The following is a 15,742-nucleotide window of genomic DNA, read 5'->3' as shown; positions in this document are numbered from 1 at the left end:
TAAAATTAATGAAGAATTTGTTTAGTTTTTACCTCAGTTCTTTGTTGGTAATTGGCTTTTATAAGTCATTAATATTCTTGCAATTTTATCCAATTACCAGTGTCTTTTGAAGCTTCTGTAGCCAAACCAATAGTTTGTAATTTTGCAACTAAATCTGAATTAAAAAAACTGGGAATAAAATTTTCAATAGCATCTAAAAAATGTGTTATAGACTCTCGCATTCCGGGCCAATCTGCATAGGGTTGTTTTGCTGGAAAAAAGTTAATCATCTCTTCATTCATTAACCTTACCTTTAATTCTCCAGTTAAAATATCTATTAAAATTTCTCCTTCACTGCCAATTGCTTCAATGTTTATAACCAATTTATCTACACTATTAATATTAATTTTTAATTCACCCCAAATACCATCATAATCAAAAATACAACTACTTTGATTTTGTCTTCTTCCAATAACTCCATAACCATCTAAAAGTAGTACACGTTTTGGTGAAGCGTCCAATAAAATATTGATTATATGTACATACCAAAGCGATAAACGATTAATAACATTAGTGTCTTGGTTTGGTTCTGGTCCCCAATTAGATCGAAGCGATACTTTAATAGATTGAATATCGCCAATACGCTTTGCTTTTATCATTTCTGCTGCTCTAGAAATTACAGGTATCAGCCCTAATTCTAAATTGGCATGTGTAATTTGAGGTGCACTATGTAATTTTTTTAAAACTTCAGCAATTAAACTTCTAGTATGCCCTATAGGAGGTTCATAAAATAAAGGCTTACCAGATTGTATGGCCTCCATTATAATTTCTCCATGCATAGCATCTGGAACTGCTATCATAACTGCGTCAACATTATCAGAATATAATAAATCATTATAATTGCTATATACAGTTACCGAACAACCATATTCTTTTTTAATTGTTGCAATGGTGTCATCACTTTTTGCTGAAATAGCAACTATTTTGGCTCTACCATCATATTTTATTGCTGGTATATAGGAATCTTTAACCCAATTACCATAACCTATAATTCCTAATTTAGTTTTCATCTTATACTTAATTAAATGTAGGAGTAAATATAGAGACGATGAGAATTAGTAAATTGTATATTTTAAGCAGATTAAAATAATTTAAAATTATAATTGATTATTTTATCATTATCCTGTTTTATAAGAGATTGATAATTTGAAGGTGTAAGATTAGAGAACTTTTTAAATTCTCGAATAAAATGTGCTTGATCGAAATATCCAGAATTTAAGGCTATTGATGTCAGGTTCTCATTTGTGCCAATTAAGGAGCAAAGTGATTTTCGAAATTTTATAAGTCGTTCAAATTTTTTTGGAGAAACTCCAATTATTTTAACGAAATTACGATTAAGCGTTGAGTAATTCGTTTTCGTTTTTTTACAGTATTCTTTAATAGAAATGGAGTTATCATTCCATCTAAATTGTTTATAAAATGTTTTAATTTGTAGAATTTCTTTGCAAGATGTTTTAGAAAACAAATCATTTAGTAATTCATGAGTTTTATCAATTAGATTGATATTTGAATCAGTGTTTAAATATTGAATGTTTTTATTCGTTTTCTCTAATTCAAATGAAGTGTTAATAATATTTTTTCCTTGCACTTTTAAAAACGGAAACATCCCAAAAGCAAAAAACCTTACTCCAAGTAGTTTCGTTCCGACAGGATATGTTAAAACAGTATTCGTAGAAGAAATTCCTTCAATTTGTGGTGTCGTTATCCAAGTTTGATTCCGTTGGTATTTAGAATCGTTTAGAGGAATTATTAAGTTGACATATTGATTAGGAGGGATTATTATTTCTACTTCTTTTTCAATATTTTCAGCAATCCATATTCTCTCGATTAAATCGGTAAACGGTGACGTTTTATATTCATTTATATTTAGCAAAGTTTATTTTTTATTGATAATAATACTTAATCGTCTTCATCATTTATTCAAACTATTATACTGTAACATTCATTTATTCGATTTAATTTTAGTTTGTTGGAGCCCTATACTATACGAAAAGTTAACTATTTCTTCCGTTAAAAGATAAATATACAAAAAAGCACAAGCCTTAATGACTTGTACTTGTTCTTATGTTTTTTTGTAGACTTTGTTACCAACAGTATTTGTTGTTTTAAAATCATACAAACAGTAAGTGAAAAAATGAGATTTTATAGGTTTAGAGTATTCCAGTATCGAATGTTTGGGGGTGAGCTAAAAGTATTTCCTAAAGCATCCATTACGCCTGTATCTGTGCGCCATTTTAAATATGCTTCATAGTCTTGTGTAGTTTCCCATTCTTCATAAAAAACAAAAGTGTTATCAGCTAAGTTTTTATGAATTTTAATATCAATAAACCCTTTGTATTTTCTTGTCTCAGGTAAGTATTCTGACAATAAGTTTTGTAGTTCATTAATTTTTTCTTCTTTCACTTTCACTTCTAAAATTATTATAGTACTATTTTTCATTGTTTGTAGTTTAAAATTGAAGTTCAAAAGTACAATGAGAAATAAATTTCCTTCTTGACAAAAGGCAAGAAAAGATTAACTTGTTAAGATTTTACGCCTAACTCTACTTAAGGTACTATCTGTTATACCTAGAAATGAAGCTATATACTTTAAAGGTGTTTTTTGGATTAATTTTGGACGAGTTTTGAGTAATTGCTCATATCTTTCTTCAGCAGATAAGTGAATGTTAGATAAAATATATTTTTTCACATCTATTAATAAGTCTTCATTAATTAATTTGGTGTAAATATGCATTTCAGGTATTTTTTTATAAACCTCTTGAAAGTCTTGATATGATATATAACTAAATGTAGTTTCTTCAATACACTGTATATGTTCTAATGATGGTTCTTGACTTATAAAACTGAAGATTTCGGTTAATAATTCATTATCATTTGCTAACCAATTTGTTGTTTCAACACCTAAAGGGTTAATATTAAATACTCGTACTAAACCTTTATCAATATATCCAATCATTGAACAGGTTTGAGTCGGTTTTATAAAAAAATCGTTTTTTAAATATATTTTTGTTTTTATAACTGATGATAAATATTTTTCTTGACTTTTAGTTAAATCTATTTTTTCTTTTATCTTTTTTATAAATATGTTCACTTGATTTTATAGAATTGATTTGTATTGTTTGTTATTAACGGTTTTTTTCGTGTGAGAATTTTCCGTAGTGAAATCAAATATACCAAAACAGCAATAGACTTTGATTAAGTACTGGTTTAACAAATTCTTGTTCCTCTTTTACTTTCCTTAAATGGATTTATAAAGCTCTTCATTTAGGTCAATCCAAATAGTATTAATTTCAGTTTTCACAATTTTGTTTTTTTGCTTTCACATAACGCTTCAGCTAACAAATAGTTACATTATTTTTCCTTTTAGTTTATAAATATACCTAAACTTTTAATTTTTGAGTACTTATCTCAAATAGAAAATTCACAAGCAATTTTTTTAGATTTTGTTACAGATAGTTTAATTACTTCTTCATTTTATGAAAATATTTAAGTCATTATAGTCAATTATGGCATTAATTTCAGTTAAAATATCTGAACCTATAATTCCGTCAACGCTTTGGCCATTATAATCCATTATTGCTAAATTTACATGGTCAAGATTCATTACAATAAATTCTTTATTATCTAATAATAAAGAATTTATTTCTAATTTAACGTTTTTAGCTATCGCTATTGGTATATCTGTTCTTCCTGCTCCAGTTGCTACTATATCAGAAATAGCAGCGTTAATATTCAGTCTTTCTTTTTGATTTTCATCAATAACCGAATTAGAAGCTCCGGTATCAAAAACAAACCTTGCTTTTTTCTCATTAATTTTTACTGATAAAATAATATGACCTGTTGTTTCTTTTTCAATTGAAGTTTTTATAAAGCCAGTTTTGATTAATTCTTTTTCAAGTTTAAAAGGATACTTCGTGTTTTTTACACAACTAGTTATTATAAGAGCTAATAGAAAATAAATTGTTATTTTCATTAATTTTTCAGGTATTGTTGATTGTTATGCTTTTACATATTGCTTATTAAAGCCTTTATTTCTAGATATATCGTATCAGTAAAAGGTGTATCTACGTTTATTTCTTTTCCATAATTAATTATAGCACCCGCGAATAGTTCCAGTTCGTTATATTCTTTTCCTGAATTGACATCAAGTTGTAAGGATGTTGGTGTTTTTGATGGAAAAGTTGCGGCTTTTTCAAATGTTTTTTGAATAATATTATCTTCTAGGTAGATTCCTTTTCTATTTGCAATTAATTTTATTTCAATCATAATTTTTGTAGCCTCTTCTTTTTGTAATTTAACTGAGCAAACTTCACTAATAGATGAATTGTATTTAGCACTTACTAAACCAAAACTTGCAATAAAAATAAATTTTGTCCAAATATCAATTTGAGAATTCTCTTTAAAATTAAAATTGATGTTACTTTCTTTTATTAAGTTTATAACCCAATCAATGTTTCTAGAAATATGTTCTGGATCTTTACCAAAAATTAATTGACCTGCTTTTCCTTTGTGTTCAACGATTCCTTTTTCTTTTATATGAGATGCTACATAAACACAAGAAGGTAAGATTATATTATTCGATATTATTTTACGAATTCTATCATAAATATCAGCTCCATTCATCATTGGTAGTAAAACTGTATTTTTAGTAATTACTTTAGATAGTTGATTGCAAACATTCTCTAAATCATATTCTTTAACACAGATAAGTACCAAATCAGGGTTTTTAATTTCTGAAATATTCTGATAAATAGCATCAGGGTTTGTTGTGTTGTTTTTGTGTTCAGAAGAAAGTAATGTAAGTCCATCTTTCTTAACTACTTTATATGTATCAGTTCTAGCTATAAATGATATTTGATGTTGTTTATCTGTTTCGTTACTTTGACATATTTTAAACCCAAAATAACCACCAACACCTCCAAGACCTATAATAACAATATGTTTTTTATTCATTTTTTGTTTTTTACAAATATGAAAACTCTCGAATGAATAAGCACTTGATAAATGACAAGAAATTATGTTTTACTAATTTCTTTTCTAATTCTACTTAATGAACTGTCAGTGATACCTAAATAAGAAGCAATAATTTTTAGAGGAATATTTTGAAAAACGTGCGGTTGTTTTTCTATAAGGTTTAAATATCTTGTTTCTGCTTTTTTACTTGCCATTTCAATAACTCGGTCATTTAATTTAGAGTAATTTATAACAAATAATAGTCTGCTAAACTCTCTGAATTCAGAAATGTTATGAAAATTATCCTGCACATTTTCTAAGCTTGTTTCCCAGAATGAACAGTCGGTTATCGTTTGATATGTTTCTTTTGTCGGTTGTTTCTTGAAAAAAGATAAAAAATCATTTACAAAACAAGGAGCCGAATAAATGTTCGTAGTAATTTCTTCATTATCTTCATTTAGAATATATGAACGCATATATCCTTTCTCTAGAAAAAATGTTTTCGTACTAATAGAATCTTTATCAAGTAGTTTTACATTTTTATCTAATGTGAAATCAGAAAATGTTTCTGTGATTTTTTCAATAACTTCTTTTTGTATTGGAAATAAAGAATTGAAATAATTATTAAGTATTGATTTATCCATCAGTCTATTTTCCGTTACAAAATGTTTTGGTTAAATTATATTTTAATAGAGTTTGTGTTTCTTGAGTTCTAATTTCTACTTTTTTTATTTCCGTAAAATTTTCTCCATTTTACGACCTCTTGCCAATTCATCAATTAGTTTTTCCATACGCCTACATTGTTTATACAATTCAAATTCATCTTCTATTTCTTCAATTCGATAACCACAAACAACTCCTTTAATTAAGTGTGCGTTTGTATTTATTTTAGCTTTTTCAAAAAATGTTCTAAAAGTTACTTTTTCATCAATAAGTGCTTGTAAAGTATTTTTATCAAAACCAGTAAACCATTTAATTACCTGATCTAGTTCTTCTTTTGTTCTACTATTTTTCTCTAATCTATTTAGATAAAGTGGATAAATGGATGCGAATATCATATTAGCAACCTTTTCATCTTTTTCGGCTGTAACTTTCATTTTTATTTGATGTGATATAGTTTGTTACGTGTTTTAAGCAGTGAATTACTTATATGCTAAGTTAACACTTTAATAAAAAAGTTAAATTTAATACCTCTAAATTAGAAAGAATAAAAGATAGAATTAACTAGTATTTCAATAATTGGAATTAAATCGATTCTATTTTAGGCTTATAATTATCGATGTATTTACAAAGTTTGAAAACTCAAAAAAAGCTGTAGTTATGTTGATGTAATTTTTAAAATAGGTGAGTTAGGTAATAGTGTAAGAGAAAAGAGAAGGATAAAAAAAAGTTCTCCTTCTTCTTTTTGGCTAACGTTTTTATTATAACATTATTAATTCAGTTTTAATTTTACGTATAAATACTTTTCTAATTATCCAACTTATAACATAATATAAAATTGCGAAGGTAATTTCAATAAAAACGAACCACCAAAAAATATTTCCTTCCATAATTTTTCCATAAAATAAATTAATTATAAAAACAAAACCAGAAAGGATCGGTATTACACCAAATATTGAGAATAAAAAAAAGTTTATTATAAATCTAGATTTGTTTTTTGACGTACTTTTCTCATTTATTCCAAATATTAAAAAGGTAACCATAGGAATAGCTAGTAACATATTTAAAAAAAATACTCCAGGTAAAAAAGGATAAAGTAACCATTCGAAAAGGTGTTTTTTAGGATTGTAATTACTTTCAAAATTATCAATTTCAATTTGTTCGTCTAATTTTACATTTTGATTTTTTCTTGTTTTTTCTTTTTTGTTTAAAATTCTTAATATAAGACCAAATTCTGTGTTTTTTAGAAGTTTATAGGCATCTTGTAGCTCTATAAAGTCCATATGGGCTAATAGTTTTTTCCTTGGTCAATTTGTTTGTCAGGATGAATTTTTAAAGCAATAAAATTATATCGTTTTTTTAAATATTCATTTGTTGGTTTTACTAATTTAGGTATTTGAAAAATATTTATAGCTTTATATAAATCCATACACTAAATTAGATTTTTTATTTTATAAATTAGAGATTTTTCAAATGTTTTATAGAATTATTTAAAATATCAAAAGTTATTTTTAAGAGTTTTATTGATAATGTTTGCCAACAAAGGTGTACAGTCGATTTTAACTAAATGTCTATTATAAACGTATTAATATAATAAAACTTTAAGCGCTGTAAAATAATTAGTTAACAGGAATTTGGTGTGTTTTATTTCCAAACATTTATACGTTCAATCTTTTTTTCAAATTCAGAAGCAAGCGAATGTATTTTCGATTTAAGAAGTAATTTTCTACCCTCAATAGTTCTGGTGTAAACGAGTTTGCAGGCACCCACTAAATTTTCCCATTGCATTTCAAAATATTCGGCAGACTGTTTTTTTCTTCCAATATTTTCAGGGAGTGAATGATAGTCTTTTTGTGAAAATAGGTTTAAGAAAAAACTTTTTCTTATAATAAGATACCTTGGGTTATCAACAGTACTTAAAACTTCTTGTAACGATTTAATAAATACCGATTTTTCATAAGTAGTTCCGCCTTCAAGATGGCAATAAATAGTCCCCTGATTATTAACTTCAGAAAGAACAAAAAGCTTTGAATGATGTGTGTGTATGATTTTATTTTTTATTAAAGAAGTCGATAAAGCAAAGTTTGGTAATTGCAAAGTCAGGATTAGCATATAATGAAACATATGTTTCTATATTGCCAAAATAAGTAGTAATTATATGAAGAATATAAGCTCAAAATACTGAAAACATTACTTTGAGCTTAGTTTAATATTGACTAATATTAATGAATAATTTGTTTGTCTTTTACCTCAGTTCTTTGTTGGAAAATGTTTAGTAATACTCAATTTCTCTAATGGATGTTCTCCAATGTGAGCCAAAGCGTTCAGTTGTACATTTTACCCAGTTACCATATTTGTCATATTCAAATACATTTTTTAAAGTTCCTTTGAATTCGGTTTGACCATCTGTTTTATGTAAAATAACAAGATTATATTCGTTGTAAACATAAGTGTCTGTTTCATATATTTCTTCTTCTTCCCAATGTTTCCAAACACTTGGATAGGATTTTACTGAATCATCTATTGTTAAAGTCTCAATTATTTCAATAGTTTCGATGTCCTCTTTCTTTTCATTTTTTTTTGTTTCCTCCTTTTTCTCTCTAAAAAATATTTTTTTAATTACTTGTCCATTATCATTGTATTTGTACAGGTATTTTGATATGGTTACATTATTGCTAATATGAATTTCTTCTATCTTTCGTTTTAAATCATTATATTTAAATAGTTCATTTTTCCAAACTTCATTTTTTTTATTTAAATATCTTATTTCAATTAATAATTCATTTTTATAGACATAAAGTGCTCTATTTGTTATTTCACCAGAATTTGAAATTGTTTTTTTAGCAATAAGGAGGCCTTTTGAACTAAGAATCTTTTTCTTTTTAAAATTTGAATATGTTCTTTTTTGAATAATTTTATCGGCTTTATCGTAAATAGTTTCTTCTTCACTTGAAGGTAAAGTGTCATCAGCAATATTATATTCTCCTTCAGATATTAAAAACCCATTATTATTATATTCATATGAACGTCTCATTATTTGAGTGCTATCTCCTTCTAACATCTTAAAAGTTGTAAGTTTTTTACCCACATCATAAGTCTCATAAATTATTCTACATAAATTATTGTTTTGATTATACCAAAGATCTTTAGTTGATTTGATATTAGGTATAGTAATGTCAATGTTTTTTTGCCCAAATGAAATTGTCCAGATAAAAAGTAAAAAAAAAGTACTGATAATTTTATTGTATCTCATTTTAATATTTGCTAACGGTTTGTGTAAGAATAGTAAGGGATTTCGAAGGATTGAACTTTCAATTTATCACTTAGCCAAATTTACAATTTTCCCTTATTCAATAGATATGCAAAATTGTGAATTTTGCGGACTTTATAAAGTGTACTGAACTTTGGTTTAAGTACTAAAACCCTTTTTTTACACTTTGTAGGCTTTAGTTTATAAATTCGTGTCTGCAAAATCTACATATTTTCGCTTTTTCTTTTACCATTTCAGCACATTCTGGACATTCTTTTTCTTTCAATTTTTTAGTTTTATTTTCAACAATTTCTTTGTTTTCTTTTTTCAATTCATAAGTTACAGATAGTGTTCCGTCTGGTTTCACAATTAACATATAAATAAATACTAAAATACCGATTAAAATAAAACAAAGTAAAAGTGCTAAAATAAAAGAACCACATCCGTAAGAACCTGGACTCCAGTTCTGAATTGTTGGGTAATATCCTTTTTCAACCATTTTCAAAGAATCTCTTTTGAAATATCTTGCTGCATCTGATTGTGTCCCTTTGTAGTTTTTTACAATAACTTTCTGTTTTTTCTTTTCCGTTTTCACAATTTTATTAATTTTTCTATTTGGTAATAGGCAATTTTCACAAACTCCATTTACAAGATTATAAAATGCTTTAGATTTATTACACCTTTTACATTTTGGTATAGTTTAATAATTAATCTTTAATATGTATTTCAGATAATTTTTGGATTTTCGTGTGTAATTAAAGCCAATATATATATATCGTTAATATTAACTAATTAACTATATATATATTATGTTCACTAAGAGAATAAAATTAAACGCTATAAAATAATTAGTTATCAGGAATCTGGAGGTATATTATTTCCAAACATTTATACGTTCAATTCTGTTTTCAAACTCAGAAGCAAGCGAATGTATTTTCGATTTAAGAAGTAATTTTCTACCCTCAATAGTTCTGGTGTAAACGAGTTTGCAGGCACCCACTAAATTTTCCCATTGCATTTCAAAATATTCGGCAGACTGTTTTTTTCTTCCAATATTTTCAGGGAGTGAATGATAGTCCTTTTGTGAAAACAGGTTTAAGAAAAAGCTTTTTCTTATAATAAGATACCTTGGATTATCAACAGCACTTAAAATTTCTTGTAACGATTTAATAAATACCGATTTTTCATAAGTAGTTCCGCCTTCAAGATGGCAATAAATAGTACCCTGATTATTAACTTCGGAAAGAACAAAAAGCTTTGAATGATGTGTGTGTATGATTTTATTTTTTATTAAGGAAGCTAATAAAGCTTTACCAATTTGCCGAACATCTTTAGAAATATCTCTGTATTTAAAATAGATTCTTAAAGTTTTAAAAGTAAGTCTACCATATAGTAAAACACCGAGCCCTCCCATAAAAAGTATTAAATACGTAAAATGTTTTTCACTAATATTTGTGTACTTTTTAGTTCTATTTAACGCATCAAAAGCATCATACGAAAAACCAAGTACTCCAGAGCTAACCATACCTGTTAAATACTTTATAGTTCTATTAAAATAAAGCGACTTAATACTTTTATAATCTTGTTTTTCGCTAAAGGGAATTTTTATTTCTTCAACTAAAACAACGCCACCATGTAACGCATTATGCCAGTTTTGTTTTAACTGTTCTCGCATACCCGCATTTTTAAGCATGCGGTTATTTACCTCTTTAATATGTAGCTTTGTATGAATGTTTTCAGGTAGGTTTAGGCGTCCAATTCCATTTTCAATAGTAGTTTCTTTATCAAAAGAAATTCCTACAAAAGATTTAAACCTTCTTTTTAACAGCTGCATATCATCGCCTCCATTATTTACTGTAGGATCAACACATACTAAATGCCATATATTACCCGTTTTATGTATGTTTTTTGGTTCAGTACGAATAGCGCGACCTCTCATTTGGTTCGAAAGAACATAAGAACCTACAAAACTTGCAAGAATTAATGCGTTAATAGCAGGAGCGTCCCAACCTTCACCTAACAATGATTTAGTACCAACAAGAACCTCTATTTCTCCTTTTTGAAAAACTTGAGTTATTATAGTAACAATGTTGTTTTTAAGATGTTGATTAACATTTATAATTAAATAATTATTATCAAATTCAAGTGGAGTAGTACTAATTGTATCAACATTATAGGTAGCGGCTATTTCTTTAAAAGCAACGTATGCAGATAAAGGAATCATTACTAAAGAACCTGTTAAAACGCCAGTCTTTATACTTTTGGTATTGGTTCTTCTTAATTTTTCAAAAATTGGTAAAACGCCAATTTTATTTAATTCGAGTTCGTTTGTTTTATCTTGAATAAGAAATTCTTTTCGAATATAATCCGTAAGAATAACCATTCTTAAATTTTGTTTTAAATGGCTATGCTCAAAATCTACAATTTCTTTAATACTATCAAGCTTAGTCGTACTAGCGCTTAAAAATTTATTAACTCTTCGGTTATGACTAAAGTTTACAGTACGCCTTTCCATTGCGCCACCTCTTTTTAGCTTATTAATTAGCTTTTCTTGATGAAGTTCAAATTCTTTAAAACTTTCAGGGTTTTTATAAAGGTAAAAAGTTAAAAGTATTTCAATCCATTCATAATTTAACTCAGGGATAATAAACTCTTTATCTCCAATTACTTCTAAATGATTTATGCTAATGTTTTTTCCTATAGCATTAAGAAAAATTAAGGTTGCTGAATAATATTCGAGATTTGTGTAAATCCAATCCAGTTGCTCGTTAGGGTTTTGAAATATAGGATGCTTTTCTAATGCTTCAATTAATGTTTCATCCCTTGTTATAGCATCAAACAAGGCATTAATATCTTGGCGGTATTTAATTATTTTATGATGTTCTTTATCGGTAGGCAACGAAAAGAAAACATAATCTTGATGTGGGCAAAGATTTCCTTCAATAATTAATTCAGGAACCGAAATTTCGGTGTCAACTGGGCCATTTAACTCAATATAACGCTGCCATTCGGTATAAGAAACATCGTAAGGTGGCGTAGCTGTTAGACCAACAATTGTAGGAGATAAGGCATTTTTTATTTCAGATAATGATTTCCACCAAGCATTTTTAAGATGATGGGCTTCATCAACAACAATAGTTCCAATATTTTGAGCTTTTAAAATTTTAACTAGTGCTGCTGTTTTTTCTTTGGTAGTTTTACTCTCTTTGTTTTTTTCAGACTCTTCTTCATTAAGTTCTTCCTCTTCTTCTTGGGTACCAGAACAAGCTGCGTGCAAGCCTTGATAAGTAGATACAGTTAAAAACTGTGGTTTTTTTATATCTATTGAAATCCAATTAGGCGTTTCGTTTGTTTGTAAAAAAAGTTCACAAAACCGTTGTATCCATTGATTTCGTATAGCTATTGTTGGGGCAAAAATTAAGGTAGGTTTATTAAGTCTTAAAGCAACTTCTAGACCTAGTATTGTTTTACCAGAACCAGGTGGTGCAATAATATGTAAATGATTGTCATTAAGATGATCTTTTAATTCTTCAAGTACACGTTTTTGATATTTTCGCCAATCATATTTAAATTTTATGGCAGTAGGAAAATGTAGTAATGCTTCTTTCTCTTCTTTAAAAGGTACTGTTATCTTTTTCAAAACTGTAATTTAAGTAAACTTACATTAAATATTACTTAGAATATTTTCTCCTTCTTAAAAAATTAAAAACGAAACCAAAGAGCGCAAGTAATGCTAATGGAACACCAATATTTATAAATTGCCAAAAACTTTTTTCGGCATACGCTTTTTGTTTATCTAATAAATTTATGTTTACCGTTTTGTTACGTAGCTTAATTAAGCCAGAGTCATCCAATAAATAGTCAATAGTATTAATTAAAAATTCTTTATTACCAAATTGTTCTCCAGTCCATTTATCAAGCGATAAATCGTGTGGTTTTCCTTTTAAAATTTGATTCTTAGCAATGTCTCCATCAGCAATAACAACCATTTTATTAGTCTTGCTTTCTTGTTTAAAAAGCGAAGTATTAAAAGGTTTCGTTCTGTTTTTATAAGCAGAATTAAAAGTACCTTCTAACAATACACCTAAAAGTTGAGGGCCATTATTATACTCTTTTTCTTGTGGTTGCTTTGCAATACTTTGTAATTCAACAAAATTAGGCGTACCTACTTTTTTTGTTAATACAGAAGTAACTAACAAAGGCGTTTTTTTTATGTTTCCTTTTAAAGTATCAATTTGCGTGGTAAAACGAAAACGAACAGGCGCAAGGTTCTTGCTAATAGCATGATTAGGATTTCCATTTACCAACGGGTGGTAATACCAGTTTAAATGTTGAAACTGTGCTTGGTTGCCTACATTACCTGTTGCTAATGGAATTTTAGCAGCATATAAATCTTGAATTAATTTATTATTTATACGAACTTGGTAACTAAATAATAAATCGGTTAAATTTAAATCGCGAGGAAAAGCTAGCATTTTTCCTTCGTTATATAAACTATCGGTATCAGCATAATTAGTATCAACCATCCATAAACTTTTACCGCCATTTGTAATAAACTGATCTAAAGTAAATTTTTCTTGCTCAGTAAAACGTTCAGTAGGTTTTGCAATAATAGCTAAATCGAAGTTTGTTAACTCTTTTAATGTCTTTTCTGGATTACTAGCTACACTATCTAACGTAAATTTTGCTAAGCGATATTTTTTTCCAATTTCACTTAATAAACTATATAAATGAATATCCTCTAATTCACCATTACCAGAAATTACAGCTATTTTTTGTTGCTTGTCGTTGGTAATATTATTTAAGGCATTAGCAAAAGAGTATTCTAATTTTTCAATAGCATTTTGTAATTGACTTTCTTGTGTTTTAGCAATTGAGTTAGGTAATAAAGAAACTAACTCGGTTTTTTTACCAACAACAATTTCTGCCCAAGGAAAAATAATAGCTTCCGATAATTTTCCATCCTCTTCAACAGTTAGTTGACTAGGAATCATCCCTCGTTTAATTAAACGTTTACGAATAACAGAAGGGTTTATAAAACGAAACTGAATAGTAGGCTTTATAGCTTTTAATTCTTCTAAAAACTGAAGCGTTTCTGTTTGTAAACGCTTAAACTCAGCAGGAAATTCACCTTCTAAATACACGTTAATAAAAACGTTATTATCTATTTTATCTAATATAGTAGCGCTAACATTAGAAATGGTATAGCGTTTATCTTGCGTTAAATCAAAACGTTTGTAAACAGCATTAGAAAGGTAATTTATAAATAATACTCCTATAAATGCGAAAGCAATATGTTGTAGTTTCTTATTCATTTTTTAATTGTTGTTTGGTGATGAATAAAAAGAAAAAAATAACACTACAAAAGTAAATGACATCGCGGGTGTCAACAACACCACGACTAATACTTTTAAAATGCTCGTTAATTCCTAATTGTTGTATCGTATTACCTAAAGTGCTACTTACCGCGTCAAAACCGTAGAATAATATAAAAGTGATAAAAACGCTTAAAATAAAAGCTACAATTTGATTCTTAGAAAGCGTAGATGTAAATAAACCAATACTTGTATAAGTAGCGGCTAAAAAAAGTAAGCCTAAATAGGAACCAACAGTACTACCAATATCTAAATTACCTATTGGGTTTCCGAGTACATAAACGGTGTATACATAAGTTAAAGTAGGTGTTAAAGCAATACATACCAAAAGTAAAGAAGCAAAGAATTTGGCTAATACGATTTGCCAATCTGTTACGGGTTTCGTTTTTAAGAGCTCTATAGTTCCACTATTTAGCTCATCAGCAAAACTTTTCATGGTAATTGCAGGAATTAAAAACAAAAACAACCAAGGTGTTAAATAAAAAAAAGAATTTAAATCTGCAAAACCAGCGTTTAAAACATTAAAGTTGTCTTTAAAAACCCATAAAAATAATCCGTTTACAAGTAAAAACACTCCAATAACCAAATAGGCTATTGGAGAAGAGAAAAATGAATTAACTTCTTTTTTTAGTATTGAATACATTATTCTTGGTTTATATTGAGACTAAAAACACGATTGTCTCCAAATAAATCATCATCGCCTAAAATAAACTGATGTTTTTCTAATAACGTAATAGAATCGTTATTGTCTTTATGTGTAAAAGCTTCAATAGTTTTTAAATTCAACGTGTTTTTTCCAAACGCTAAAACAGCTTCTGTTGCTTCAGTCATAAAACCTTCTTTTTGATAATCAGGATTTAGCTCGTAACCAATTTCGGCATAACTGCTTGCTACATTCATATTATGAAAAACAATTGTTCCAATCATTTGATAGGTTTCCTTTTGCTCTATTGCCCAAAAAATACGGTTTCCCTTTTCAAACTCATCTAAACAAGTCTGAATAAAAGCATCGGCATCATTTAGGTTTTTAGGAGTTTCTCTTGTAATTAATTTGTTAACCTCTTTGTTAGCACGTAATTTAAAAATGTCTCTTTTATCTTTAAAAGATAATTGACGCAATGTTAATCTTTCACTAGAAAGCTCTGGGAATGTAGTAGGATAATTCATTATTGTAAACTTATGGTTTTGTCAACACTCCAAGCTAATGGTTTGTCATTAAATAAAATTTTTGTTTGTGCCCAAACACCTTTAAATAAATCGGAGTTTCGGTAATTTTCTAAATCTTGTTCGGTTTCCCAGTAACTATAGGTAAAAAAGATATCAGAATTTGTTTTATCTCTATACAATTCTAATAAACGGCAACCAGGTGAGTTTCGTATAAACTCTTTTTTAGTATTAAAATTAGCTAAAAATTCTTCAATTTTTTCTGAATGAAAGCTCATTTTTACAATTCGTACAAACATATA

General features: G+C 27.7%; 18 protein-coding genes. All 18 read right to left on the bottom strand.

The window, feature by feature from the left end:
• Positions 1-68: 68 nt before the first annotated feature.
• Positions 69-1,049: a Gfo/Idh/MocA family protein gene (locus CXF68_RS18000; protein ID WP_101046483.1), complete on the bottom strand. Its 981-nt coding sequence runs from the start codon at positions 1,047-1,049 to the stop codon at positions 69-71.
• Positions 1,050-1,120: 71 nt separating this feature from the next.
• The gene (locus CXF68_RS17995) at positions 1,121-1,912 is read right to left on the bottom strand and encodes an AraC family transcriptional regulator (RefSeq protein WP_101046482.1); all 792 of its coding nucleotides are present in this window, start codon (positions 1,910-1,912) and stop codon (positions 1,121-1,123) included.
• A 269-nt stretch (positions 1,913-2,181) separates the two neighbouring features.
• Entirely contained in the window at positions 2,182-2,478 is a 297-nt protein-coding gene (locus CXF68_RS17990) for a putative quinol monooxygenase (RefSeq protein ID WP_101046481.1), read from the bottom strand.
• Positions 2,479-2,553: 75 nt separating this feature from the next.
• The gene (locus CXF68_RS17985) at positions 2,554-3,129 is read right to left on the bottom strand and encodes a Crp/Fnr family transcriptional regulator (RefSeq protein ID WP_101046480.1); all 576 of its coding nucleotides are present in this window, start codon (positions 3,127-3,129) and stop codon (positions 2,554-2,556) included.
• A gap of 378 nt (positions 3,130-3,507) precedes the next feature.
• Positions 3,508-4,011 carry a retropepsin-like aspartic protease gene (locus CXF68_RS17980; protein ID WP_101046479.1) on the bottom strand — a complete coding sequence of 168 codons (504 nt, stop codon included), beginning with the start codon at positions 4,009-4,011 and terminating at the stop codon, positions 3,508-3,510.
• 32 nt (positions 4,012-4,043) lie between these two features.
• Positions 4,044-4,991 carry a ketopantoate reductase family protein gene (locus CXF68_RS17975; protein ID WP_101046478.1) on the bottom strand — a complete coding sequence of 316 codons (948 nt, stop codon included), beginning with the start codon at positions 4,989-4,991 and terminating at the stop codon, positions 4,044-4,046.
• A gap of 62 nt (positions 4,992-5,053) precedes the next feature.
• Positions 5,054-5,635, bottom strand: coding sequence for a Crp/Fnr family transcriptional regulator (locus CXF68_RS17970; RefSeq protein ID WP_101046477.1), 582 nt, complete (start codon positions 5,633-5,635; stop codon positions 5,054-5,056).
• 84 nt (positions 5,636-5,719) lie between these two features.
• Positions 5,720-6,088 carry a DUF2200 domain-containing protein gene (locus tag CXF68_RS17965; protein WP_101046476.1) on the bottom strand — a complete coding sequence of 123 codons (369 nt, stop codon included), beginning with the start codon at positions 6,086-6,088 and terminating at the stop codon, positions 5,720-5,722.
• 324 nt (positions 6,089-6,412) lie between these two features.
• Positions 6,413-6,934, bottom strand: a complete 522-nt coding sequence (locus tag CXF68_RS17960) for a hypothetical protein (RefSeq protein ID WP_101046475.1) — start codon at positions 6,932-6,934, stop codon at positions 6,413-6,415.
• 5 nt (positions 6,935-6,939) lie between these two features.
• Positions 6,940-7,080, bottom strand: a complete 141-nt coding sequence (locus CXF68_RS20720) for a hypothetical protein (RefSeq protein ID WP_157821999.1) — start codon at positions 7,078-7,080, stop codon at positions 6,940-6,942.
• Positions 7,081-7,295: 215 nt separating this feature from the next.
• Entirely contained in the window at positions 7,296-7,763 is a 468-nt protein-coding gene (locus CXF68_RS17955; protein ID WP_101046474.1) for a hypothetical protein, read from the bottom strand.
• Between the two features lie 160 nt (positions 7,764-7,923).
• A complete protein-coding gene (locus tag CXF68_RS17950) occupies positions 7,924-8,904 on the bottom strand; it encodes a hypothetical protein (protein WP_101046473.1) in 981 nt (326 codons plus the stop codon).
• Between the two features lie 193 nt (positions 8,905-9,097).
• Positions 9,098-9,496, bottom strand: coding sequence for a zinc ribbon domain-containing protein (locus tag CXF68_RS17945; protein ID WP_101046472.1), 399 nt, complete (start codon positions 9,494-9,496; stop codon positions 9,098-9,100).
• 279 nt (positions 9,497-9,775) lie between these two features.
• On the bottom strand, positions 9,776-12,541 hold the full coding sequence (locus tag CXF68_RS17940) for a DEAD/DEAH box helicase family protein (RefSeq protein ID WP_198553852.1): 2,766 nt from the start codon (positions 12,539-12,541) through the stop codon (positions 9,776-9,778).
• A 31-nt stretch (positions 12,542-12,572) separates the two neighbouring features.
• Positions 12,573-14,216 (bottom strand): gliding motility-associated ABC transporter substrate-binding protein GldG, encoded by a 1,644-nt coding sequence (gene gldG, locus CXF68_RS17935; protein ID WP_101046471.1) that lies wholly within the window; start codon positions 14,214-14,216, stop codon positions 12,573-12,575.
• A complete protein-coding gene (gldF, locus tag CXF68_RS17930; protein WP_101046470.1) occupies positions 14,209-14,919 on the bottom strand; it encodes a gliding motility-associated ABC transporter permease subunit GldF in 711 nt (236 codons plus the stop codon). Before gldF ends, gldG begins: the two co-directional genes overlap by 8 nt.
• A complete protein-coding gene (locus CXF68_RS17925) occupies positions 14,919-15,443 on the bottom strand; it encodes a GNAT family N-acetyltransferase (RefSeq protein WP_101046469.1) in 525 nt (174 codons plus the stop codon). Before CXF68_RS17925 ends, gldF begins: the two co-directional genes overlap by 1 nt.
• Positions 15,443-15,739 carry a putative quinol monooxygenase gene (locus CXF68_RS17920; RefSeq protein ID WP_028888772.1) on the bottom strand — a complete coding sequence of 99 codons (297 nt, stop codon included), beginning with the start codon at positions 15,737-15,739 and terminating at the stop codon, positions 15,443-15,445. The genes CXF68_RS17925 and CXF68_RS17920 overlap by 1 nt, the downstream gene beginning before the upstream one ends.
• Positions 15,740-15,742: the final 3 nt, after the last annotated feature.

Source organism: Tenacibaculum sp. Bg11-29 (assembly GCF_002836595.1).
Classification (GTDB): Bacteria; Bacteroidota; Bacteroidia; order Flavobacteriales; family Flavobacteriaceae; genus Polaribacter.
Note: the sequence above shows the minus strand (reverse complement) of the source record. Positions and strands in the feature narration are given on the sequence as shown.